At 38.7% G+C, this 21,731-nt stretch carries 25 protein-coding genes; 6 read left to right on the top strand and 19 right to left on the bottom strand.

Annotated features, from left to right (window positions below):
* Positions 1–87: 87 nt before the first annotated feature.
* Together nhaA and EI546_RS08240 are read right to left on the bottom strand one after the other, a co-directional pair.
* Positions 88–1,410 carry a Na+/H+ antiporter NhaA gene (nhaA, locus tag EI546_RS08245; RefSeq protein WP_128250095.1) on the bottom strand — a complete coding sequence of 441 codons (1,323 nt, stop codon included), beginning with the start codon at positions 1,408–1,410 and terminating at the stop codon, positions 88–90.
* Positions 1,411–1,580: 170 nt separating this feature from the next.
* Positions 1,581–2,000 (bottom strand): PaaI family thioesterase, encoded by a 420-nt coding sequence (locus tag EI546_RS08240; RefSeq protein WP_128251570.1) that lies wholly within the window; start codon positions 1,998–2,000, stop codon positions 1,581–1,583.
* 350 nt (positions 2,001–2,350) lie between these two features.
* Between EI546_RS08240 and EI546_RS08235 the strand changes: the two genes are divergently transcribed.
* On the top strand, positions 2,351–3,856 hold the full coding sequence (locus EI546_RS08235) for an FAD-dependent oxidoreductase (protein ID WP_128250094.1): 1,506 nt from the start codon (positions 2,351–2,353) through the stop codon (positions 3,854–3,856).
* Between the two features lie 6 nt (positions 3,857–3,862).
* Here the strand turns inward: EI546_RS08235 and EI546_RS08230 are convergent, their stop codons facing one another.
* From EI546_RS08230 to EI546_RS08220, 3 genes are all read right to left on the bottom strand, one after another.
* Positions 3,863–4,681, bottom strand: coding sequence for an ion transporter (locus EI546_RS08230; RefSeq protein WP_128250093.1), 819 nt, complete (start codon positions 4,679–4,681; stop codon positions 3,863–3,865).
* Between the two features lie 150 nt (positions 4,682–4,831).
* Positions 4,832–6,007: a 3-hydroxyacyl-CoA dehydrogenase NAD-binding domain-containing protein gene (locus EI546_RS08225; RefSeq protein ID WP_128250092.1), complete on the bottom strand. Its 1,176-nt coding sequence runs from the start codon at positions 6,005–6,007 to the stop codon at positions 4,832–4,834.
* Between the two features lie 90 nt (positions 6,008–6,097).
* Positions 6,098–6,877, bottom strand: a complete 780-nt coding sequence (locus tag EI546_RS08220; protein ID WP_128250091.1) for an enoyl-CoA hydratase-related protein — start codon at positions 6,875–6,877, stop codon at positions 6,098–6,100.
* A 253-nt stretch (positions 6,878–7,130) separates the two neighbouring features.
* Here EI546_RS08220 and EI546_RS08215 point away from each other — a divergent pair, with 253 nt between their 5' ends.
* A complete protein-coding gene (locus EI546_RS08215; RefSeq protein WP_205649727.1) occupies positions 7,131–7,535 on the top strand; it encodes a hypothetical protein in 405 nt (134 codons plus the stop codon).
* A gap of 52 nt (positions 7,536–7,587) precedes the next feature.
* Here EI546_RS08215 and EI546_RS08210 read toward each other — a convergent pair whose 3' ends face one another.
* The 13 genes from EI546_RS08210 to EI546_RS08150 form a co-directional block, all read right to left on the bottom strand.
* On the bottom strand, positions 7,588–8,397 hold the full coding sequence (locus EI546_RS08210) for a thioesterase family protein (RefSeq protein ID WP_128250090.1): 810 nt from the start codon (positions 8,395–8,397) through the stop codon (positions 7,588–7,590).
* 48 nt (positions 8,398–8,445) lie between these two features.
* Entirely contained in the window at positions 8,446–9,300 is an 855-nt protein-coding gene (locus EI546_RS08205) for a nucleotidyl transferase AbiEii/AbiGii toxin family protein (RefSeq protein WP_128250089.1), read from the bottom strand.
* A complete protein-coding gene (locus EI546_RS08200; RefSeq protein WP_205649726.1) occupies positions 9,297–10,043 on the bottom strand; it encodes a type IV toxin-antitoxin system AbiEi family antitoxin domain-containing protein in 747 nt (248 codons plus the stop codon). The genes EI546_RS08205 and EI546_RS08200 overlap by 4 nt, the downstream gene beginning before the upstream one ends.
* Positions 10,044–10,285: 242 nt before the next feature.
* The gene (gene paaD, locus EI546_RS08195) at positions 10,286–10,786 is read right to left on the bottom strand and encodes a 1,2-phenylacetyl-CoA epoxidase subunit PaaD (protein WP_128250088.1); all 501 of its coding nucleotides are present in this window, start codon (positions 10,784–10,786) and stop codon (positions 10,286–10,288) included.
* Positions 10,787–10,929: 143 nt separating this feature from the next.
* Positions 10,930–11,292, bottom strand: a complete 363-nt coding sequence (locus EI546_RS08190; protein ID WP_128250087.1) for a four helix bundle protein — start codon at positions 11,290–11,292, stop codon at positions 10,930–10,932.
* Positions 11,293–11,344: 52 nt separating this feature from the next.
* On the bottom strand, positions 11,345–12,100 hold the full coding sequence (gene paaC / locus EI546_RS08185; protein WP_128250086.1) for a 1,2-phenylacetyl-CoA epoxidase subunit PaaC: 756 nt from the start codon (positions 12,098–12,100) through the stop codon (positions 11,345–11,347).
* 143 nt (positions 12,101–12,243) lie between these two features.
* Entirely contained in the window at positions 12,244–12,588 is a 345-nt protein-coding gene (locus tag EI546_RS08180) for a four helix bundle protein (RefSeq protein ID WP_128250085.1), read from the bottom strand.
* 60 nt (positions 12,589–12,648) lie between these two features.
* Entirely contained in the window at positions 12,649–12,939 is a 291-nt protein-coding gene (paaB, locus tag EI546_RS08175; protein ID WP_128250084.1) for a 1,2-phenylacetyl-CoA epoxidase subunit PaaB, read from the bottom strand.
* 56 nt (positions 12,940–12,995) lie between these two features.
* Positions 12,996–13,253: a DUF2442 domain-containing protein gene (locus EI546_RS08170; protein ID WP_128250083.1), complete on the bottom strand. Its 258-nt coding sequence runs from the start codon at positions 13,251–13,253 to the stop codon at positions 12,996–12,998.
* Between the two features lie 6 nt (positions 13,254–13,259).
* Positions 13,260–13,520 carry a DUF4160 domain-containing protein gene (locus EI546_RS08165; protein ID WP_128250082.1) on the bottom strand — a complete coding sequence of 87 codons (261 nt, stop codon included), beginning with the start codon at positions 13,518–13,520 and terminating at the stop codon, positions 13,260–13,262.
* A gap of 12 nt (positions 13,521–13,532) precedes the next feature.
* Positions 13,533–14,513 (bottom strand): 1,2-phenylacetyl-CoA epoxidase subunit PaaA, encoded by a 981-nt coding sequence (paaA, locus tag EI546_RS08160; RefSeq protein ID WP_128250081.1) that lies wholly within the window; start codon positions 14,511–14,513, stop codon positions 13,533–13,535.
* Between the two features lie 61 nt (positions 14,514–14,574).
* On the bottom strand, positions 14,575–15,648 hold the full coding sequence (locus EI546_RS08155) for a 2Fe-2S iron-sulfur cluster-binding protein (RefSeq protein ID WP_128250080.1): 1,074 nt from the start codon (positions 15,646–15,648) through the stop codon (positions 14,575–14,577).
* Between the two features lie 63 nt (positions 15,649–15,711).
* Positions 15,712–16,311: a TetR/AcrR family transcriptional regulator gene (locus EI546_RS08150; protein ID WP_128250079.1), complete on the bottom strand. Its 600-nt coding sequence runs from the start codon at positions 16,309–16,311 to the stop codon at positions 15,712–15,714.
* A gap of 73 nt (positions 16,312–16,384) precedes the next feature.
* Here EI546_RS08150 and EI546_RS08145 point away from each other — a divergent pair, with 73 nt between their 5' ends.
* The 4 genes from EI546_RS08145 (at position 16,385) to EI546_RS08130 (ending at position 20,780) form a co-directional block, all read left to right on the top strand.
* Positions 16,385–18,160 (top strand): aromatic amino acid hydroxylase, encoded by a 1,776-nt coding sequence (locus tag EI546_RS08145; RefSeq protein ID WP_128250078.1) that lies wholly within the window; start codon positions 16,385–16,387, stop codon positions 18,158–18,160.
* A gap of 77 nt (positions 18,161–18,237) precedes the next feature.
* On the top strand, positions 18,238–18,543 hold the full coding sequence (locus EI546_RS08140; RefSeq protein WP_128250077.1) for a rhodanese-like domain-containing protein: 306 nt from the start codon (positions 18,238–18,240) through the stop codon (positions 18,541–18,543).
* A 680-nt stretch (positions 18,544–19,223) separates the two neighbouring features.
* Positions 19,224–20,516, top strand: coding sequence for an IS4 family transposase (locus tag EI546_RS08135; protein ID WP_128248811.1), 1,293 nt, complete (start codon positions 19,224–19,226; stop codon positions 20,514–20,516).
* Positions 20,517–20,531: 15 nt separating this feature from the next.
* Positions 20,532–20,780, top strand: coding sequence for a hypothetical protein (locus EI546_RS08130; RefSeq protein WP_128250076.1), 249 nt, complete (start codon positions 20,532–20,534; stop codon positions 20,778–20,780).
* Between the two features lie 264 nt (positions 20,781–21,044).
* Here EI546_RS08130 and EI546_RS08125 read toward each other — a convergent pair whose 3' ends face one another.
* Complete coding sequence (locus EI546_RS08125) at positions 21,045–21,659, bottom strand: DUF4230 domain-containing protein (RefSeq protein WP_128250075.1); 615 nt, start codon at positions 21,657–21,659, stop codon at positions 21,045–21,047.
* Positions 21,660–21,731: the final 72 nt, after the last annotated feature.

Raw genomic sequence — 21,731 nt, 5'->3', positions numbered from 1 at the left:
AAGAAATTGTGAAATATATCTTATCTAAAAATGAGATAGATTGAATAATTATTTAGTTTAAATCTCAAGAAGAAAAAAGAGGTTTCTCTATTTCGAATGTCGTTTAAGCACTATATATCCCAGAATACCGCCGATAATCGAAGCGACGAAAATCCCGACTTTTGCTTGTGTTTTGTAATCTTCATTGGTAAACGCCAATTGGGTAATAAAAAGTGACATGGTAAACCCAATGGAAGCCAATAAGGATAGGCCTAGCAGATTTTTGAAATTTAAATATTTGGGAAAAGAAGTTATCTTGAATTTTACAGCGAGCCAGGCAAATCCGATTATTCCTATAACTTTCCCTAGCAATAATCCTAATCCCACTCCCACAGCCACATTGGTATTGAAGAGTTTACTTATTTCTATATCAAAAACAGTAACTCCGGCATTTGCCAAAGCAAACACGGGAAGGACAAAGAAATTGACAAAGGGCGTCATAGCGTGCTCTAATTTCTGCAGCGGTGGCATTGCTTTTTTGGTATCTAAATTTATCCGTTCCAAGACCTCCAATTGACCGTGGGTCAAGGTGGGAATATCATCATCTGGATCAATATTTTTAAAACGTAAAAGATGTTTTTTGATTCGTGCTATATAAATAGGTTCTTTTATCCTTACATCTGCAGGAATCATAAAAGCGGCCAATACCGCGGCGATGGTGGCATGGATTCCCGAAAGTAAAAAAGCCGTCCATACACCCACTATTCCGATTATGGCATAATATAAAAGACTTCTAACGCCCATTCTGTTACCAATAAACATCAGGAATAGAAAAATAAAACCTACGGCCAAGTTTGAAAATGAAATATTGGAAGTATAAAAGAAGGCTATTACCAAAACGGCTCCAATATCATCCACTATAGCCAAAGCAGTTAAAAACACTTTCAGCGCCAAGGGAATCCGATTTCCTAGAAGGTAAATAACTCCAAGAGCGAGGGCGATATCGGTCGCCATGGGGATTCCCCATCCGCTATTCACATCTCCTGTTGAATTTAATGAGAAATAGATAAGAGCCGGTACAATCATTCCTCCAATGGCAGCAGCAATGGGCAACATTGCCGCCCGAATGTTCGACAGTTCGCCAGCAACTATCTCCCGCTTTAGTTCCAGGCCAACTACAAAAAAGAACATTCCCATTAAACCGTCGTTTATCCATTCGGAAATGGTGTGTTCTAAATAGGGTTTGTTATCAAACTCAAATCCGAAAGTGTGATCAAAGAAAAGATGGTATTGTTCGTACCAAGGCGAATTGGCAAGTACAAACGCTACCAGAATGCTGATTCCCAAAACAAGAGCACCAGATTTCTCTTCTTGCATAATCTTTGCAAGGGGCCTTTTTATTCTATCAATGGGATATCTTTTCTTGGGCATAGGCAGATTTTAGATGGGAAACAAAAATATAGGAATCAAAATATCCACTTCCCAAAAATTTATTAAAAGAATTTCTTAAAAAGCCAAACCTCAACTTATTGGGAAGAAAGAATCTATGACCTCTACATTTTTGGCGATGAAATGAAAATCCGAAAGTGGGAGGACCTATATTATTTCTCTGTCCATTTTTTGGAGGTTCTATAAACTACACCCTTAAAAAGTGCTACTAATTCCTCATCTCGCCTTACTTCCACTATATGAAAACCAAGTTTATTGCCAACTTTTTCAATAACAGACTCGGCAGTGATGTAATCGTTTTCCTCTAAGGCTTCAATATGATTTATGGAAGTTTCGATAGAAACTGCAAATTTACCATGGGTGTTTGCTGCGAATCCAAAAGCTGTGTCCGCCAAAGAATAAGCAATTCCACCATGAGCTTTCTTCATGCTATTAAGCATTTCCTTTCTTATTTTCATTCCGAGCCTCACTCTTCCTTTTTCTACTTCTAGGATTTCAATACCCAGCCAAGAGCTAAACGGATCCAGCGATAGCATTTTATGAGGAATTTTTTCAGGAAGGAGATTGTTCATTCTAGAGATTTTATTGCGCATTCAATAATTTCAAAAATAGGAACAAAATTCGAGGGAAAGTTTATAAAGTGAAAGATTGGTCCGTGTTTTAGAATTATTATGTACTCAATGGAACTTTTTATTTCGGTTGTTTTGATCGACGGTTGTAGGGAGTTTCACACAATTTTAAAGATGTAAATTGTTGTGGGCTTATCCAATTTTAAAAGAGCAATGTTTCCATATTTTTCATACAGTATTGTTTCAGAATATAATTCCTTGTTAAAGAAGGGTGGCATTCTTGTAATTTTTTGTTTTGATGTTTAACTTAACCAACACAATTCGAATCCATTTTAACTCTAACGCTATTTATTATGAAATTGGAACCTATCTGGAATATTAAAACTGCTGATATATCTTTTAAATCTCTCGATAGGAAGATTTCGGTAGATGTAGCAATTATCGGAGGTGGTATCACGGGAATTACCACAGCGCAATTTCTTAGCAATTATGGTTTAAAAGTAGCCGTTCTGGAAGCTCGAAAAGTGGGTCAGGGGACCACCGGTCAAAGTACGGGAAATCTATATGCCTTAACCGAATTTTCGCTTCAGGAACTTAAGAATAAATATGATCTCGCTACTGTTCAGAAAATAATCCTGGCCAGAATTCAAGCCGTGGAGCACATTTGTGATAACGCAAAGAGATTTGCAATTGATTGCGATCTGAAGACTCAGCCCATGTTTATGTTTGAAAAGGAAAACGGTATGGATATCGAAAAGGAAATCGAAGTTTTATCGCATACAGGGTTGGCTTATTCCCGCTTGACAAAAAAACATTTTCCATTTCCCTATGAGGATGGCTTTGTAGTTGAAGACCAAGCGCAGTTCAATCCATTGAGATATACCGAAAAATTGGCGAAGCAAATTTATTCGGATACCTGCGAAATTTTCGAGGATACGTGTGTTTCAGATATAGTGGAAGAAGATGAATTTCTCATTGTCCATGCTAATGAAAATCGAGTAAAAGCCCGTTATGTAGTGCACGCTACTCATACTCCCAAAGGCTTACTGGTGCAATACCATACTACTCTTGGTCCATATCGAGAATATGGAATAGGAGTAAAGCTCAAAAATAATAACTATCCGGAAGGGATATTTTGGGGACATTTTGGGGATAAGAAGTTTTCAGTAAGAACGTACGGATTACCCTCAAATCCCTATTTAATTTGTGTGGGAAGTATGCATAAAGTAGGGCAGGCAGGTGATAATACGCAAAATATTCAGGAGCTTGAGGATTTTGTAAAAAAACATTTCGATGTTGAATCCATAATTTATAAATGGGGGGGACAGAATTACAAACCTGCCGATTTATTGCCCTATATAGGTCAAAAAAACGCTGGCTCTAATGAATATATTGCTACTGGCTTTGCAACTGATGGTTTAGTTTATGGAACCTTGGCGGCCAAAATAATAAGTGATGAAATTGCGGGATTGAAAAATGAATATTCAGAACTTTTTAAAGCCAGTCGACACCAGCCTTTAAAAGCTGCGGAAAAATTCACCAAAGAAAATATCAATGTTGTTGGTAAATTGGTTGGAGATTTCTTTAAAAAGGGGGAGGATGAACAAATAGCCGATCTATTGCCAGATGAGGGTAAATTACTTCAATATGAAGATGGTAAATATGCAGTTTATAAAAACCATAGAGGAGAGGTTACCGCACTTTCGCCAATTTGCCCTCATATGGGTTGCACAGTAAATTGGAACAAGGCTGAAAAAACTTGGGACTGTCCTTGTCATGGTAGTAGGTTCGATACGGCTGGAAGGGTAATAGAAGGCCCGGCATTAAGCGGTTTGAAAAAAATTGAGAATGACAAATAAATGTCCTTACGTATCATCAGATTTTTTTAAAAGTTGATCGATTTTCTTTTCCAATGAATGGATTTTCTGGGTTAACCGTTTAACATCTTCTTCCAGCTCGTCTGTATTGTCACTTACCATGGCATCAACAAAAATGGAGTTTACTAATGAAAGTCCAAGGATTCCTCCTCCCAATAATAAAGCACTAAAGTAAAACTTGGCAAAAAAGGCGGTTGCCTCATTACTTCGTTCGGCAATTAAATTTGGAATCTCGTACCATCCCTCTATCGAAAATAGTTGAAAAACAGAATAAATGGAAACTACGGGATTGCGAAAATATTCCGGTGCAATTTCTTTATATAGCGAACAGCTTATAAGCGCGGTGATGAAGAGGAGGATAAAAAATCCTAAAACTATTATATAGGAAGCTTGGAGTGCTCTCTTTATAGACTTCATAAATGAGTCTACTTCTGGCATAAACCGTATTAACCGGAAGGTTTTAAAAACTCTCAATATTCTGAGAGAAAGTAAAATGTTTGTTTCCATTATAGCTCCGTTGTCAAAAAGAATTAACAATGAAGGAAGGGAAACAACGATTAGAATAAAATCCAGCCTATTCCAATTACTACTAAAATATTTTCGAAATCCCCAATGGGAAATTTTTATCCATATTTCTATTATAAATAGCATCGTCATAGATGCTTCTAGGTAACCGATTGTTTTATAGCCTAAATCAAATTCATCGATAAAGATTATAAGGGCATTAATGATAATTAATCCCAATATAAAGAATTCGTTCAGGAACAGATCCCGCAATTTTTCAATAAAATGCCTTTGTTTCGCCATGTACTTACAGAACGGTGTCGCGTATTAAATAAATCCACGGTAAAGTAATTATAAAGGAAAGAAATAAAAAACCTCTTAAAACTCTTTTAATATCGGCAGGTTATTGATAGTTGTTAAAACATCTTCTTGATTCCATTTAAAATGAAGATATTAAACGTCAAAAAGAATTTTTTGATCCATCATTTTTCTCAACAACGGAGAACATCGATATCGGTCTTCGTGATACTTATTGTAAAATCCATCAATTTTTGAAACACACCAATCTATTCCCTTTTCATTGGCCCAGGCTAAAAGTCCTTTAGGATAGTTTACTCCTTTTGTCATCGCATTATCAATATCTGCTGCGGAAGCGATGTTCCAAAAAAGTGCATCGGCTGCTTCATTGATTAGCATTACTAAAATTCGCTCAAAAATCTCTTCGGCTAATTTATTATTTTTGGTGGAAGGTTGACCCTGTCCTCGAGCTGTCATTTTTTCCTCTTCGGAATAATTATAGAAGCCTTTTCCGGTTTTCCTGCCCAAATATCCAGCTTCTACATAACGTTTTTGTGTAAAGGATGGTTTATAACGAGGATCGTAATAGAAAGCTTCAAAAACTGTTTCAGTTACGGTATAGTTGATATCGTTTCCAATAAAATCCATCAATTCGAAGGGGCCCATTTTAAAGCCACCGATTTCTTTCATTGCTAAATCAATTTCAGTAAATGAAGCAATTCCTTCTTCATAAATCCGCAAAGCCTCCCCATAAAAAGGTCGTGCCACGCGGTTTACTATAAACCCCGGAGTATCTTTTGCCACTGCAACTGTTTTCCCCCAATCTCTAATTATTTCCAGTGCAGAATTCAGGGTATTTTCTGATGTTTGGACTGCAGGAATTATTTCCACCAATTTCATCAACGGCGCAGGATTAAAGAAATGGATGCCGATGCAACGTTCCGGTTTTTCAAGCGAGGATGCAATAGATGCAATGGATAGGGAAGAGGTGTTTGAAGCCATTATACAATCCGTAGAGACAAATTTTTCAAGAGTAGAAAAAACGTTTTTTTTGATGTCAATATTCTCAACTATAGCTTCTATGGTGAGTTTGGATTTTTTCAGTTCCCTTAGAGTATTTACATAATCAATATTGCCCAGAATCCTGTCCTTTTCTTCGGAATCAATTTTTTCTTTTTCCACCAACCGATCCATTATTGCCTCCAAGGATGCTTTTGCTTCTTCAAGAGCATCTGTATTAAGATCGTATAGTTTTACCGTATATCCCGCTGTTGCGGCAACTTGAGCAATTCCTCTGCCCATAGTACCTGAACCTATTATTCCTACTTTCATTGAATATTTTTATGTTTTTATTTATCTAAAATTGAGGATTTCTTTAAAAGCTGGGTTGGTCAAAATCTTAAAAAACAGGGAGCTTATGGTTTATTTTCCTTTGAACTCCGGTTTCCGCTTATTGACAAAAGCCTCCACCCCTTCGGCATAATCTTCACTTTGGGCAGATTCAATTTGAAGTTTTCCCTCCAAATCCAATTGTTTTTCCAAAGAATGGGCCATCGATTCGTTTAACAATCTCTTGGTCAGTCCCAGCGCTTTTGTCGGCATATTGGACAAAATTGAGGCAACATTGGTTATCTCTTGTGAGAAATTTTCTGCAGGGACTACCTTATAGATCATTCCCAGTCTTTCTGCTTCCGCTGCCGAAATCTTATCGCCCAGCATCATTAATGCCGAAGCTTTCTGAAAGCCGATCAATCGGGGCAAGAAGAATGTTCCTCCACTATCGGGAACCAAACCAATTTTGCTGAAAGCTTGGATAAAACTGGCATTTTCCGAAGCGATCACCACATCACAGGCAAGTGCAATATTTGCACCTGCTCCGGCGGCAACGCCATTTACTGCCGCAATTATCGGCTTTTCGATTTTTCGAATTCGCGAAATTATGGGATTGTAATGTTCCTCAAGGATTTTTTTAAATCCTGGATTGAGCTCTGGCGAAGTAACTTCCTTTAAATCTTGTCCCGCACAAAAAGCTTTTCCATTTCCCGTAATGACGATTGCCCGCACCTCTGGATTCTTTTCACAAGCATCCAATTCTTTCTGAAGTAGCAAGGCCATTTCACGATTAAAGCTGTTGAACACTTCAGGTCGGTTAAGAGTTAGATAGGCTGTTTTATTCTTAATTTCCGTAGTAATAAAGCTCATTTTATAAATTGTTGTATGTTGTTAATTCTAAATTATGAGAAGAAATACTTCAATACCAATCCTAATTCCACAAAAATAGAAAGAGTTTGCTCAATTCCTCGTTAATTGGAAGGTAAACATAGTTTACATTCGGCAAGGAATGGTAAAAACATATTGAAAGGAGATAAATAGCTTATTAATACAAAAAAATACAGCTGAAAATCCTCCCTATATCCCTTATATTCAATATTTTTAAATTCTGAATAACAACATCATGAAATTATTTCCCACCTATTTAATGGTTATGGTTTTTATTCTCAACGGTACTTCAATTTTGGGAGAAGGAGATAATGAAAATCCTAAAATTTACGATTGTCAATCTTTCCTCGCTCAGGTAAAGCCAAGTATCATATCTGCAAATAGCCCAAACCAAGAAGATTGTAAATTCAAGGAAATTCCTCTTTATGGGAAAGTAAAGTTTGTGGAGTCGTTTGGAGATATCAAAATCAAATTTGTGGAATCCTTTGCAGATATCAAGGTGAAGTTCGTCACATCCTTTCCCAACGATTGCGGCAAATGGCAAGTGGTAGAATCCTTTCCCGATTTCACTGTCCAGATAGTAGAATCCTTCCCAGATCTCAAAGTGGAAATTGTGGATTCCTATCCGGGGATGAATTAATTTCATCTCTGTTGTTTATATCACAGAATTCCATAAGATTAAAATATTCCAATTAATTCGTGGGCATCTTCCTCACAGTCAATATTTGTGCTGCATGCCCAAAAGGTCCTTCTTTATCGTGAAGCACCGCAGAAGTCAACCCGATTCCATCCTTTCCATATTGCTGCTCTACTTCTAGTCCCAAGTATTTCCCGGTCGGCAATCTATAAAGATGGATCTGAAGATCGACATTTGGAAACATATGGGTAAATGGATTTTCTTGACGTACAACCACGCCATTCATCGTATCTACCATTCCCATTAGTTTTACAAATGAAGTTGTGGGCTCGCCTTCTATCATTTCCAAGTCGTTGGTGAGCCATACTTTTCCCTTTCCTGGTCGACGTTCCACTTCTTTGATATTCTTTGCGACTGAACGGATATACCCGCCATCCCAAACAGACATTCCTTTCCAATTGGGTAAAGTTTCCGGGGATGGCATTGGCTTGTCTTCCAATCCAGCAACTTCGGAAGTATCCTCCGTAATCATTCTCCAAGTCCGGGCCACAATACACGTTCTCCCTTTTGCCTCAAAAACAGATTCAATAAGTTCGATGGTTTTTCCGGGGCGAATGCAACGAGTAGTGATTTGAAAGTCATCCAAATAGATCATTCCTAGAATGTCCAAACTGATGCGTGCAATCTGCATATGATCTTTGGGTCGAAACTTTTCGAGTTCGGCACAAATTACTCCCGTGGCAGGCGCCATATGCTGTTCGTTATCATTCCAGGCGCCTTGGGTATTTATTGTGGGACGATATTGTGCTACGTGGGTACCGTCGGCTTCAATATCGCGGTGAAGCAATTCGTAATAGAATCCCATAGTTTTTTGAGGGCAAAACTACATAATCCTGTACACGAAATATATCTCTTACTCGTCTACCTTCAATAAATCCACCAGATCTTGAAAATATTGAGGACCCCATATTTCCAAATGCTCATTGTTCCGAACGAAAGGCCTTACATCCGCCTTTACTTTCTCAATGGAAGTAGCATCGATTTTATCTCTTAGCAGATTTAGAAATTCTTCTTTTGAAATCGTAGGCTTTTGCCAGTCGCCCGAATCTTGGGCACGCTGAAGAAAGTGCTTTAAATTTAAGGAAACTCCCTTGCGGATATACCACTCCATATCAAACCAATCACGACCCTTCACCCGGTCCTGCCATTTACGAAAAAGCAGGGCGTGCATTTTTCCGGCAAACAAACTCGGCTGATCGAAACATTTCACATAAAAAGAAAAAGGCCGAAGCGATAATTTTTCCTCCGTTTGGAAACCCATTGGTGGATTGCGATCGACCTCAATCTTGATTCTGATATTCTTATTGGATCGGATTCCAAGTTGCTCTACGACATCCTCCAAAACCAATTCTTTCCATAAAGTTTCCGATTTAAGAAATGCGGACTCGCTTGGTGTTTTGTGGATCTTGTTCTTTTTTCGCAGGCTCACATTCATCCCCAAACTGTTGAATTCATCCTGTATGGCCTGAAAATAGGGTTCTAAGGAAAATTCCTTGTCCACAGAGAGCAAGGAAAAGTCCAAATCTTCCGAATATCGATCTAATCCATAAAAAATCCGTAGTGCTGTTCCTCCATAAAAAGCAGCTTTCTTATAAAAGTCGGTGCGTGATAAACCGGCGAGTGCGATTTCTTGCATGATCTCGCGCAAAGCGGAAAGTGCCTCTTCCTCATTCGCCGGCTGATATGTATCTATCCATTCCCTTATCATAATCTTTGAAGGGTATTGACCAGCATTTGCAAACTTGATGCTTTTGGTGCATCTGCGATCCAGCTGGATATGTTATCTAAATTTAAACTGGCCAAAGCTTCGTCATCCATGCGCAGATCGTCCAATAAAAAAGCCATGGTTTGCGATTGACTACGCAAGGTAATTCCCGTTGTGGCAATTATTTTGTCACAAACTGCTTTTTCAGGGGAAGCCATGAGAGCAAACTGGTTGTTTCCCATTTCAACACGTTGCAGGCCAAAGGAATAATATGGCGCATCGAGATGACGATAGGTAAATCTTCCAATCGCCGTATCATAAACCTGAGAAGTTTTTAGGGTTATGGAGTTTATTTCATAAACCCGTTCGGGAATCATTCCCCAATGCGCAAGGGCTGTTTCAAGGGAAACATAGCTGGGGCCCCTTAGGTGATTGGCAATTACAAAAGAATGGGGAAGGGGCAAATCCAGTTCTGGACCAGGCACATATAGCCCCCTTCTTAATGAAATCAAGAATCCACTTTGCACCAAATCGTTGATTTTGTCGTTTGGACGACGGTACTCTGCTAACACATCGGAAACCAGCTGATGGGTTAAGGGAGCACTGATATAATCTTGTATGTTTCTTCTAAAGGTCATTGCTATTTTGTGCTTACGTATTCGGTTTTTTACCGATTGAACTCCTACAAATATACAGCTATTTTGCTTAAAAATAACAAGACAATCGGTTTTTTTCCGATTAAGCATACGAAGATTAACAGGATGGGATGGGAAAAGCAGTAAATAATAAGTTGATGGCTTTGAATTTTAACTTTTTCACGCGCATCCTTCGAAATTCATTCGCTAATGAAAGCGGACGAAGGGATAACAGATGCGGCAATTTTTCCTTCTTTGTCGAATGCAGATTTAAACATTCCAGCCTTGCGCCACGGCTAAAGCTTTCTAACGAGGAAAATTATTCACAGGGGTGATTCCCGACTCCGCGGGAATTATTTTAAACATTTAAAATAATCAAAGGGTTCGTGACAATCGTCACACTTAAAGAGGGCTTTGCAAGGTGTAGAACCGAATTGACTTACCAGATGTGTATGGGTGCTCCCGCATTGTGGACATTTAACTAATTTCTTTCCTCCGAGCAAAACATCCTTGTCGTGGGATTCCGATAGCGGTCGCGCAATTCCATATTCCTCCAATTTTATTAAACCTTCTTCCGAAATCCAATCGGTGGTCCAGGCCGGCGAAAGGATAAGTTCGACTTCGGCCATCTTACCTTCTTTGGCAAATGCAGTCTTAATATCATCAGACATCACATCGGTGGCGGGACAGCCGGAATAGGTGGGGGTCATTTTAATCTTGACCACGCCATCTATTTCCAAGGCCTCACGGATCACTCCAAGATCCAATAAGGAAATAACCGGAATCTCTGGGTCTGGAACCGAGGATAGGATTTCTATCAGAGAGGGGGCGATATTTAAATGTTCAATTTTCAATTTTCAATTTTCAATTTTCAATTTTGAATTTTCAATGTTCAATGCTCAATGTTCAATTTTCAATATTAAAAAACTCCATACTGGATATTTTATTACGAGAATTGAATATTGCTAGTCAAGAATTGAGGGTTACTCCTGGATACTCAACTTTTGCTTTTTCTTGCTGTTTGGATGCTTTTCGCAAAAATGGCAACTAACTCTTCACATTCCTTTAAACTCTTTTCAGCCTTATCAATATCTTTTAAAATATCTGCTCCAATTTGAATTTTTAAATTGACCCGTGATTCCTTTAACTCTTTTAAAACAATACCCATTTTATGAATAAAATCTTTTGATGACTCAGCTCCTTGGACTTCTCCATAATTTAAAGCCGCCCCAGTCGCCGAACGAATTAGTTGTTTTGATAAATGGTCCAACGCGTAATTATATTCAATCTTCTTAAAAAGTTTAATACATAATACTGCAAAACCAATAAGTCTGTCCTCTAAATCAAATTTTCTTTCCATAAAATATTTGATATTGAATATTGGTAGTTGATCATTGAAAATTGAATATTATTTACCATTCCATTCCCGGATATGTTCTTTGCATATACTGCAATTCCGCCAAAAGAAACCCCATATGCTCTGTATGAACACCTTGTTTTCCACCTTTGTGGAAGTATTTGGATTCCGGAACTATTAAAGTGGCTTCTTCCAAAACCTCAGTTACAGTTTCGTAATATTGATTTTTTAGTTGAGGGAGATCGACTCCAATCCCTTCTTCTGCCATCGTTATTTCAACTTCCGTCGGATTAAAGAACTCGTCCGTGTACATCCATAGATCGTCAATGGCGGCTTGCACTCTTTTATTACTTTCTTCGGTACCATCGCCCAATCGTCTTATCCAATCTGAAGAAAAACGCTGATGGTAAGTTACTTCCTTTAAAGATTTTGTTGCGATAGCAGCCAAAGTCAGATCCTTGCTTTTTTCCAATTCCTTTAGAAACAGGAAATGAAAGGCATCGAACAGAAAATGACGTGCCATGGTATATGCAAAATCTGTATTTGGTTGCTCAACCAATAACACGTTTACATATTCGCGTTCCGTCCTCAGCATGGCAATATCATCTTCGGTTCTGCCATCTCCGGCAATCTTTGCTGCGTATTGATAATAACTGCGCACCTGCCCCAATAAATCCAAAGAAATATTGGTGCAAGCAATATCGGTTTCCAAACTCGGACCGTGGCCGCATAGTTCGCCCATTCGCTGGCCGAGGATTAAGGAGTTATCGGCGATTGTTAGGATGTAGTTGTATAGGTGGTTATGTTTCATTTTTTGAAAACGAAATCGAAACTGAAATCGAAATCGAAGAGTTTAGTTATTATTTAATAATTCTTTTATTACATTTTCAAATGTTGTCTTATTTTAAGATGATTTTTTAAATTTTCATTTTTCCAAAATCAAAAGCAAATGGACTAATTATACTTTTTCAAAAGTGTAACAACAATTCTTATAAGTTCATCATTTTCAGTTCTAACTGCTGAAATGTTATGAGCATCTATAAGATTAGCTTTAATTTGGATATTAATATTTCTAATAGACTCTCGTAATTCTTTCAATGTAATCCTTAATTTATTAGCTCTATCTTTATCTGAACCTGCACCTTCAAATTCACCAAAATTCAACGCAGTTGAACAAGCAGAACGGATAAGCTGCTTGGTGAGATAATCCTCTGCAAAAGATTTAGGCTGATTCCTAAAAAAAACAATAACTGAAGCTGCAAAATCCTCAAAACGACTATCTAAGTTGTAATTTTTCATCAAATATCTTTTTTCGATTTGGATTTCGATTTCAGTTTCGATTTCAGTTTCGATTTCCCCCTACATATGCTTCACCTCATCCGGCAAATCATAAAACGTGGGATGTCTATAGATCTTATCTTTTGCGGGTTCAAACATTTCGGCGTTGTGGTCGGGGTTTGAGGCGGTTATATTTTTGGATTCTACCACCCAAATGCTCACACCTTCATTTCGGCGAGTATATACGTCCCGGGCATTTTCCAGGGCCATATCGGCATCGGCGGCGTGGAGGCTTCCAAAATGTCGGTGCTCCAATCCGTTTTTACTTCTTACGAAGACTTCCCAAAGGGGCCAGTTTTTTTTATCGGACATGATAACAGTGTTTTTTTTTAAATTTATATGATGTGACATTCTTTGTGCCATGCTAATTAAGTTGATAATTCGCTTTTTTCTTTGTCTACAATATTCCGAAGAAAAACAGGACAAATATCATAACCATTGGGCCAGGCCAATCCTCCTCCGGGTTCAATATATAATTCACCAAACTTTTTTTTATCCAGTAATTCTCTTGCAAAGCCTTTACCGAGATATTTTGCTAAATCGATCTCAAATTTCTGTCCATCGTCAAAGGATATCCTAACTTCATAATCTTTAATGAATTCAAATGATATTATTTTCGAAGTCATAATTTTTTACTTTAATGGTTGAATTTTTTCCAATGGCTCGGGAACTTGTGCCCGATTCCAATTCTCCAATAATTCTTTCCGATGGAGATTTGCCCATTCCACAACCAAGCCTAAAGCACGGTTTGGAAGCGAGCCAGCGATTACCTCCAAAGTTTTTATTTCAAATTCTGCCTGCATTCCTTGATATTCAGCGTGGAAATGAGGCGGATTATGATCCACGAAATACATTCGGATAATAATCCCGTAGAACCTCGAAATTTCAGGCATCCATTCCTCGGTTTATACTACTTTTCTTTCTCTTTTATCCTGCTGCTTTTCCGCATAAGCCATTGCTGCATCGCGTACCCATTCGCCTCTTTCCCAAGCACCAACTCGGGCCTTCATTCGCTCTTTGTTCATTGGGCCATGACCTTTTACTACTTGCCAGAATTCATCCCAATCAATTTCACCGAAATCGTAATGTCCAGTTTCCTCATTCCATTTTAAATCTGGGTCGGGCATGGTAATTCCTAGGATGTCTGCTTGGGGTACGGTCTGGTCGATAAATTGTTGACGCAGTTCATCATTACTTTTACGTTTCAACTTCCATTTCATGGACTGTTCAGTGTGAACGGATTCGGCATCTGTTGGACCGAGCATCATTAAGGCTGGCCACCACCACCGATTGAGAGCGTCTTGGGCCATCGCCTTTTGTTCCTCAGTACCACGGCACAGGGTGAGCATAATTTCATAACCTTGTCGCTGATGGAAACTTTCTTCTTTACAAACTCTTACCATTGCTCTGGCATAAGGTCCGAAGGATGTATTACATAATGGAACTTGATTGATAATGGCTGCACCGTCCACCAACCATCCTATGGCGCCAATATCGGCCCAAGTGATCGTTGGGTAATTGAAGATTGAGGAATATTTTGCCTTTCCACTGTGAAGCTGCTCATACATTTCCTCTCTGGAAATACCTAAGGTTTCGCAAGCGGAATATAAATACAAACCGTGTCCGGCCTCATCCTGTACTTTTGCCAAGAGGGCAACTTTTCGTCTCAAGGAAGGAGCTCGGGTAATCCAATTTCCTTCTGGCAACATTCCCACAATTTCGGAATGCGCGTGCTGACTTATCTGCCTAATATGAGTTTGTCGGTATTTTTCCGGCATCCAATCTTTTGGCTCTATTTTTTCGTCGCGCGCAATGCGGGCTTCAAAAATTTCTTCTAGGCTTCGACTCCGCTCAGCCCCTGGTTTCTTTATTTCTTTTTCGCTCATAATCTTTTCATTTTGCCAAACCTAACAGGTTTCCAAAACCTGTTAGGTTTAATAATTATAATCAAACATCAAAATCTACTTTTACTTTCTTAGTGATCGGCACCGATTGGCAACTAAGAACTAAGTGTTGTTCCAAATCTTTGTCATCCAAGGCATAATTCACTTTCATTTCTACCTCACCTTCTACAATTTGGCATTTGCAAGTGCTACAAACTCCTCCTTTACAAGCAAATGGCAAATCGGCACCCGCAGCCAGGGCAGCATCGAGAATATTGTCGAAATCTTTAGTCATTGTGAATTCAAATTCTTTTCCCCCATCCACAATGGTCACTTCCACACCTTCAACATTTTGTTTTGCTAATCGCTCGGCCCTAGCAATATCTTCATCGGAAAGTCCCGTAACGAAAAGTTCAAAATGAATCAACTCTTTTGGCAAACCAGCTTTTATTAAGTAATCACTTACGTAGTCTACCATTTTTTCGGGACCACATAAAAATACTTCACTCGTGTCAGGTATATCTATAAAATTTCTTGTGAGAACTTCCATCTTTTCATCGTCAAAACGACCGTTGAACAAGTCGATGTCGCGGCGTTCCTTAGTGAGGAAATAATAGATTTCCAACCTTCCGAAATATCTGTTCCGAAGTTGTTCCAACGCTTCCTTAAAGATAATGGATTTCGCCGTTCTATTCACATAAAACAACTTGCATGTGGAACTTGGTTCTAAGGCAAGATGGGTTTTGATCATTGAGAGTACAGGAGTTATTCCACTTCCTGCGGCAAAAAACAGATAGTTCTTTTGCTTTTCCGGATTAACATCCACACCAAAAGTTCCGCTCGGAATCATTACATCAAGCATATCGCCTGCTTGAAGCTGCAAATTCACAAAATTTGAAAATTTTCCTTCGGCAATGGCTTTTACCGCCACCTGCCATTCATTATCTACTGGGCTGGAACAAAGACTGTAGGACCGGCGTGTATCTTCGCCATCAATTATTGTCCTCAATGTTAAATGCTGTCCTTGACGGAATTTAAAATCTTCGGCCAATGTTTCAGGAACATCAAAGGTAATGACCGAGCAATCCTTGGTCTCTTTTTGAATGTTCTTTATTTTTAATTTATGGAATTTTGCCACGTGTTATCTGTCGTTTATTATAAACAAAACTAACGGTTGTTAGTTAGAATTGCAAGAACTAAATTATTCTAAATAAGGAGGAAGTTGAATTATTCCTTGAATGAGAACATCGGTCATATCGTTTTTTAAAACATTTTCTTCCAATCGTCCCCTTTTCTCCTGCCATAAATACAAAGTCTGAAGGGTAGAAAGAATAGAAAATAATACTACCTCTGGATGAATTCTCTTTATCTCTCCTTGCCACATGCCGATCCGTATTAATTCCCTAAATCTGTTTTCATAGTTTTCCCGCATCATTAAAAACTTGGCTTTTACAGGTTCTTTTAAATGCATCCAATCTTGTGTCAGGGATGGAAGGGCATGAGAATATTTTAAGGTGATATCAATATGCTTTCGTATAATTGTTCTTAGATCATCAATCACGCAACCGTCCTCTTTCCGTTTAATAAATACAGATTCCACAGCTTCCGTAAATTCATTTGCCACTTGCATAATCACGTTTTCCAGAATTTCCTGTTTGCCGTTTATATGGTTGTATAAACTTGCCGCTTTTATATCCATTGCGGCAGCGATATCTCTCATGGTAACGGCATTGTATCCCTTCTCTCTAAAAAGAGCAGCCGCTACCTTGATGATTTCTTCCTTTCTTGTAAACGATTTCATAATGTTTAGCAATTTACGAAAATAAGAATCGTGAGACTTTGGAAACTTGAATTCGCTCCCATACTTTTGGAGCATGGAAATCAGGATTGAGAGTAACGAGTTGATAGACCGCCTACCGCCCCATTTAAAACAATATATCAAGCCTCAGGATTATGAGCAGTACACGCCCATAAACCAAGCAGTATGGCGATATGTGATGCGAAAAAATGTTGATTATCTCGGCAAGGTAGCGCATGAAAGTTATGTGAAGGGGCTTCAGAAAACTGGAATTTCCATCGATGAAATTCCGTCGATGTACGGGATGAACCGAATTTTAAAAGAAATTGGTTGGGCAGCAGTTGCAGTCGACGGATTTATTCCTCCAAATGCTTTTATGGAATTCCAGGCCTATAAAATATTGGTCATTGCCAGCGATATCCGTCAGCTTGAAAATATTGAATACACTCCCGCCCCCGATATTATCCACGAAGGGGCGGGTCATGCACCCATTATTGCGAGTCCGGATTATGCGGAATATTTGAGGAGATTTGGTGAAATTGGGGCAAAAGCAATTTCCAGTGCTCACGATATTGAGATGTACGAGGCAGTCCGTGAGCTTTCTATTTTAAAAGAGGCGGAAAGTATCTCAACGGAGATAATCAATGCTGCAGAACACCGTTTGGAAGAACTTCAAAACAAGAAAGTAAATCCTTCTGAAATTTCCCTGATTCGGAATTTGCATTGGTGGACAGTTGAATATGGCTTGGTGGGCACGGTGGAAAATCCAAAAATTTATGGTGCGGGCTTGCTATCTTCCATTGGGGAAAGTGTTTGGTGTATGAAAGAAGAAGTGAAGAAAATCCCTTATTCTATTGATGCCGCCTATCAAGAGTTTGATATTACCAAGCCACAACCCCAACTCTATGTTACTCCTGATTTTGCGTATTTGCAAGAAGTCCTGGAAGAGTTTGCAAATACCATGGCGGTGCGAAAAGGCGGATGGCGAGGATTGGAAAAACTCATAAAATCCCGACAATTAGGTACTATTGAAATTAGTACGGGCTTACAAATTAGCGGACACTTTAGCCGAATGATACAAAATGAGGATAACGAAGTAATTTACTTTGAGACCAAAGGAAAAACCGCTCTCAGTTATCGGGAAAAGGAAGTAATCGGGCACGGGATTAATAGACATATTAACGGTTTTCGTTCTCCCTTGGGCAAATTGAAGGGCATAAATCTATCTATTGAAAATATGGGTCCGCGCGATCTACAGGCTTATAATTTTTATGATGGAAAACCTATTTCATTTGAGTTTGAAAGCGGAATTACCGTAGAAGGTTTAAACGTTACCGGAATGAGAAACCTTAGAGGTGAGTTAATGCTTATCCAGTTTACGGATTGCACGGTAAAATATAAAGATGAATTGTTGTTTACTCCAGAAATGGGAGATTTTGATATGGCGGTAGGGAAGGAGATTGTTTCAGCATTTGCGGGTGCTGCCGATTTTAATTCATTTGATCTGGTAACGCATATTTCTAATAGCAAAACCATTCGTCCTAATCTTTCGGCGGAGGAAAATGAATTAAACTCTCTTTATAAAGAAGTGAGAGTGATTCGTCATGAATCTGAACAGGATTCGACCAAGCTTCAAAATATATATGAAATTCTAAAGCAAAAATATCCAAACGACTGGCTTCTTTCTTTGGAGATTTATGAGTTGGTTGCTAAAGAGGATTCTAGTTTTTCACTGGAAGTATTGACACATCTTTCAAATTTGAAAGAGCAACGTCCTAAAGTAGCTCATTTGATAGAGGGCGGTTTAATGCTCCTAAACAATTCGGAAATTAGATGGGAAAAACAAATATGATTTAAAAAAAAATAGGTGGTCCCGATATTTTGGGGTTTGAATTTCCAAGGACCGTCAATACAAAAACAATTATAATTATGGGATTATTGGATTTTTTATTCGGAAACAAAACTAAGAAGATACAGGATTTTAAAAATCGTGGTGCGATTATATTAGACGTCAGGAGCAAAGGTGAATATGATAGCGGAGCCATTCCAGGTTCCAAAAATATACCGCTTCAAAGTCTAAACTCTAAAATGTCCACTATCAAAAAATGGAATAAACCGGTAATTTGTTGCTGTGCCAGTGGAATGCGAAGCGCGAGTGCAGCGGGAATCTTAAAAAGTCAAGGAGTGGAAGCTATGAATGGGGGTGGATATTTTAGTTTAAGCAAGAAGCTTTAAGGGTAGTCCTTCGGTACATTTTCTTTCGCTCTTAGAGCTCAAGAAAACCCTCAGGAACCTTAGTGATGGATTACCAATAAAGAACTATTTTCGACTTCGACTTCGATTTCGATTTCGATTTCAACTTCAACTTCATCGATCCCCCTAGCCCCCCGAGGGGGAAACGAAGATTGGTTAATGGATGCCAGGAAGTTGATTTTTGATTTCGATTTCGATTTTAACTTCAACTTCATCGGTCCCCCCTAGCCCCCGAGGGGGAAACGAAGATTGGTTAATGGATGCCAGGAAGTTGATTTTTGATTTCGATTTCGATTTTAACTTCAACTTCATCGGTCCCCCCTAGCCCCCGAGGGGGAAACGAAGATTGATAAATGGATGCTAGGGAATTGATTTATATTTTCGATTTCGATTTCGATTTCGACTTCGATTTCAATTTCAACTTCATCGGTCCCCCTAGCCCCCGAGGGGGAAACGAAGATTGGTTAATGGATGCCAGGAAGTTGATTTTTGATTTCGATTTCGATTTTAACTTCAACTTCATCGGTCCCTCTAGCCCAATGTCATTAAGTTAGCGTGTTAAATTGTTGATTTTCAGTAATATACACTTGTTTTTCATTCAAATAAATCGTATATTTAACTGATAATCAATGACTTATTTATGAAAAAAAACCGCTAATTTTATCCTTGAAAAGATAAAGGCAACGATTTTTAGCAATGAGCTAAAAACGGAGTTTAAAGTTTCAAACGAACATTTTACTAGAAACAGAAAACAATGTTTTCCAATCCTTCTTTTATTTATGTTGAACTTCCTAAGAAAAAGCCTATCCCTAGAAATAGAGAATTTCACCAGCTTGCTTAAGGCTGGTTCTAATTCGAAATTTACCAAGAGCGCTTTTGTACAGGCCAGAAAGAAGATTAGGCCTGAAGTGTTCGATGAGCTCTCCCGAGTATTGCTGAACGAATTTTATACCGATAATGTTCCAGCGATAAAGTTATGGAACGGGTTTAGGCTATTGGCGGTAGATGGAACTCGAATTACCCTGCCGATCACTGATGAGCTCAAAGCAATTTATGGGGAGACCAAGAACCAATCCAGTACTGTTTTGGTTCAGGCAAGATGTTCCGTTATTTATGACGTACTGAATAAATATGTCCTCGATGGTATTTTGGCCCCCGTAGTACGGGGAGAAAGAGATCTGGCCCTTACCCATCTTGAGCATTGTAAAAGTAATGACTTGATTATCTACGACAGGGGGTATCCGTCTTATGATTTTATACAGCAGCATGTCAAAAGTGAATTTGATTATTTGATGCGGGTAAAGACAAGTTTTAGCGGTTTGGTCATGGATTTTGAAAAGAGCAGAAAGAAGTCACTTGTGGTAGCGATATATCCAGGCAAAAATGCCAAACTCACAGATAAAGAATATACTAAGAACTGTCCTATAAAAGTACGGCTGGTGAGAATTGAGCTGGGCAAGGGGAACGTCGAGATTTTAATGACCTCGTTGTTGGACAGCAATCTGTACCCGACAAGTCAGTTCAAGGAGCTATACTTCAAAAGATGGGGCGTAGAGACTTTTTATGACGAGCTCAAAAACAAATTGAGAGTCGAACACTTTTCCGGCTATTCAAACCAGAGCATTCTACAGGATTTTAAGGCAGCATTATTTGTAAGCAATGTACAGACCTTGATTGTCAGTGAGCTCGAAGATGAGCTTAAGGATATTAATCGGGGTAAGAAATACGATTATAAGGTCAACACAAATATATCTTATGGGCTTTTAAAGAATAGAGTAGTAACGTTATTTCTTGATGAAAAAACAGATGGAAGCGACATTGTAGAAGAACTTAAATCCTTATACAAATCGCATTTGGTCCCTAGTAGGCCCAATCGAAAATCAGAAAGAAACCCTGGGAAATATCGCGCAAGAATAAAGCCAAAAATAACTAAGAATCAGAAAGATGGAGTTTGAGAAAACCTTAACTTAATGACATTGCCCTCTAGCCCCCGAGGGGGAAACGAAGATTGGTTAATGGATGCCAGGAAGTTGATTTTTGATTTCGATTCCGATTTCGATTTCGACTTCAACTTCATCGGTCCCCCTAGCCCCCGAGGGGGAAACGAAGATTGGTTAATGGATGCCAGGAAGTTGATTTTTGATTTCGATTTCGATTTCGATTTCGATTTCAACTTCATCGATCCCCCTAGCCCCCGAGGGGAAACGAAGATTGGTTAATGGATGCCAGGAAGTTGATTTTTGATTTCGATTTCGATTTCGATTTCAACTTCAACTTCATCGGTCCCCTAGCCCCCGAGGGGGAAACGAAGATTGGTTAATGGATGCCAGGAAGTTGATTTTTGATTTCGATTTCGATTTTAACTTCAACTTCATCGGTTCCCCCTAGCCCCCGAGGGGGAAACGAAGATTGATAAATGGATGCTAGGGAATTGATTTATATTTTCGATTTCGATTTCGACTTCGATTTCAATTTCAACTTCATCAGAGTTTTAATTGTTGAAGATCATCTTCGTTTTCAACAACAGTGGCATTGTATTTTAATGTCCAACCCATAGAATTTGTTAGAATATAAATCTTTGAAAGTTCCGAAATCAGCCGATTTTCGGCATTGGTGCGGAGTTCGGATTCTTGGATCTTTTCACGAAGCGATTTTTCTACACGTCTCTTTATTTTGTTGTAATCCGAAGCATCAAATTTGTTCAGGTAATCTTGTTGAACATCGTAATATTCAATGTTCGGATTTATAGAAAGTTCGGGCTCGGGAATTTTTGTTATGGTCACCGTTTTTGTGGCCTCATCAATTTCGGTTTGTATCTTGCTTAAATCGTATGCGATCGTTGCATTGGCATTTACAACAACAAGGGCGCGCTTATTTGCATAGGTAAGTCCGAAAAGTAGATCTTTGCTCGCTTTAAAGCTAAAAACTTGGCCATAAGTTCCTTCCGTCACTACAAGCTTACCCACATTTTTAAGTTCTTTCTGAATTAAGGCAGTATCTGCGGAAATTGTCTCTCGATCACTTTTTTTGTTATCGCAAAAGCGGAAAACAAAAACAATTGCAAGAGCAACGATTACGCCTAAAAGGAATTTTTTCATAAGTTAATTTTACGCTCGGATTAGAAAAAAACGTGCCAGATTGGAAAAAAAGGATTTCTATTGAACTTAAAA

It is taken from the genome of Aequorivita sp. H23M31, from assembly GCF_004022485.1.
Lineage (GTDB): Bacteria > Bacteroidota > Bacteroidia > Flavobacteriales > Flavobacteriaceae > Aequorivita > Aequorivita ciconiae.
Note: the sequence above shows the minus strand (reverse complement) of the source record. Positions and strands in the feature narration are given on the sequence as shown.

Bases quoted from the DNA above. Each gene is read 5' to 3' on its own strand.
- nhaA (WP_128250095.1), bottom strand. From the start codon at position 1,410: ATGCCCAAGAAAAGATATCCCATTGATAGAATAAAAAGGCCCCTTGCA.
- EI546_RS08230 (WP_128250093.1), bottom strand. From the start codon at position 4,681: ATGGCGAAACAAAGGCATTTTATTGAAAAATTGCGGGATCTGTTCCTG.
- paaA (WP_128250081.1), bottom strand. From the start codon at position 14,513: ATGAGCGAAAAAGAAATAAAGAAACCAGGGGCTGAGCGGAGTCGAAGC.
- EI546_RS08190 (WP_128250087.1), bottom strand. From the start codon at position 11,292: ATGGAAAGAAAATTTGATTTAGAGGACAGACTTATTGGTTTTGCAGTA.
- EI546_RS08130 (WP_128250076.1), top strand. From the start codon at position 20,532: ATGACATTGCCCTCTAGCCCCCGAGGGGGAAACGAAGATTGGTTAATG.
- EI546_RS08225 (WP_128250092.1), bottom strand. From the start codon at position 6,007: ATGAAAGTAGGAATAATAGGTTCAGGTACTATGGGCAGAGGAATTGCT.
- EI546_RS08220 (WP_128250091.1), bottom strand. From the start codon at position 6,877: ATGAGCTTTATTACTACGGAAATTAAGAATAAAACAGCCTATCTAACT.
- EI546_RS08200 (WP_205649726.1), bottom strand. From the start codon at position 10,043: ATGCTTAATCGGAAAAAAACCGATTGTCTTGTTATTTTTAAGCAAAAT.
- EI546_RS08140 (WP_128250077.1), top strand. From the start codon at position 18,238: ATGGGATTATTGGATTTTTTATTCGGAAACAAAACTAAGAAGATACAG.
- EI546_RS08165 (WP_128250082.1), bottom strand. From the start codon at position 13,520: ATGCCTGAAATTTCGAGGTTCTACGGGATTATTATCCGAATGTATTTC.
- EI546_RS08240 (WP_128251570.1), bottom strand. From the start codon at position 2,000: ATGAACAATCTCCTTCCTGAAAAAATTCCTCATAAAATGCTATCGCTG.
- paaB (WP_128250084.1), bottom strand. From the start codon at position 12,939: ATGTCCGATAAAAAAAACTGGCCCCTTTGGGAAGTCTTCGTAAGAAGT.
- EI546_RS08145 (WP_128250078.1), top strand. From the start codon at position 16,385: ATGGAAATCAGGATTGAGAGTAACGAGTTGATAGACCGCCTACCGCCC.
- EI546_RS08235 (WP_128250094.1), top strand. From the start codon at position 2,351: ATGAAATTGGAACCTATCTGGAATATTAAAACTGCTGATATATCTTTT.
- EI546_RS08215 (WP_205649727.1), top strand. From the start codon at position 7,131: ATGAAATTATTTCCCACCTATTTAATGGTTATGGTTTTTATTCTCAAC.
- EI546_RS08210 (WP_128250090.1), bottom strand. From the start codon at position 8,397: ATGGGATTCTATTACGAATTGCTTCACCGCGATATTGAAGCCGACGGT.
- EI546_RS08125 (WP_128250075.1), bottom strand. From the start codon at position 21,659: ATGAAAAAATTCCTTTTAGGCGTAATCGTTGCTCTTGCAATTGTTTTT.
- EI546_RS08170 (WP_128250083.1), bottom strand. From the start codon at position 13,253: ATGACTTCGAAAATAATATCATTTGAATTCATTAAAGATTATGAAGTT.
- EI546_RS08205 (WP_128250089.1), bottom strand. From the start codon at position 9,300: ATGATAAGGGAATGGATAGATACATATCAGCCGGCGAATGAGGAAGAG.
- paaC (WP_128250086.1), bottom strand. From the start codon at position 12,100: ATGAAACATAACCACCTATACAACTACATCCTAACAATCGCCGATAAC.
- EI546_RS08180 (WP_128250085.1), bottom strand. From the start codon at position 12,588: ATGAAAAATTACAACTTAGATAGTCGTTTTGAGGATTTTGCAGCTTCA.
- EI546_RS08150 (WP_128250079.1), bottom strand. From the start codon at position 16,311: ATGAAATCGTTTACAAGAAAGGAAGAAATCATCAAGGTAGCGGCTGCT.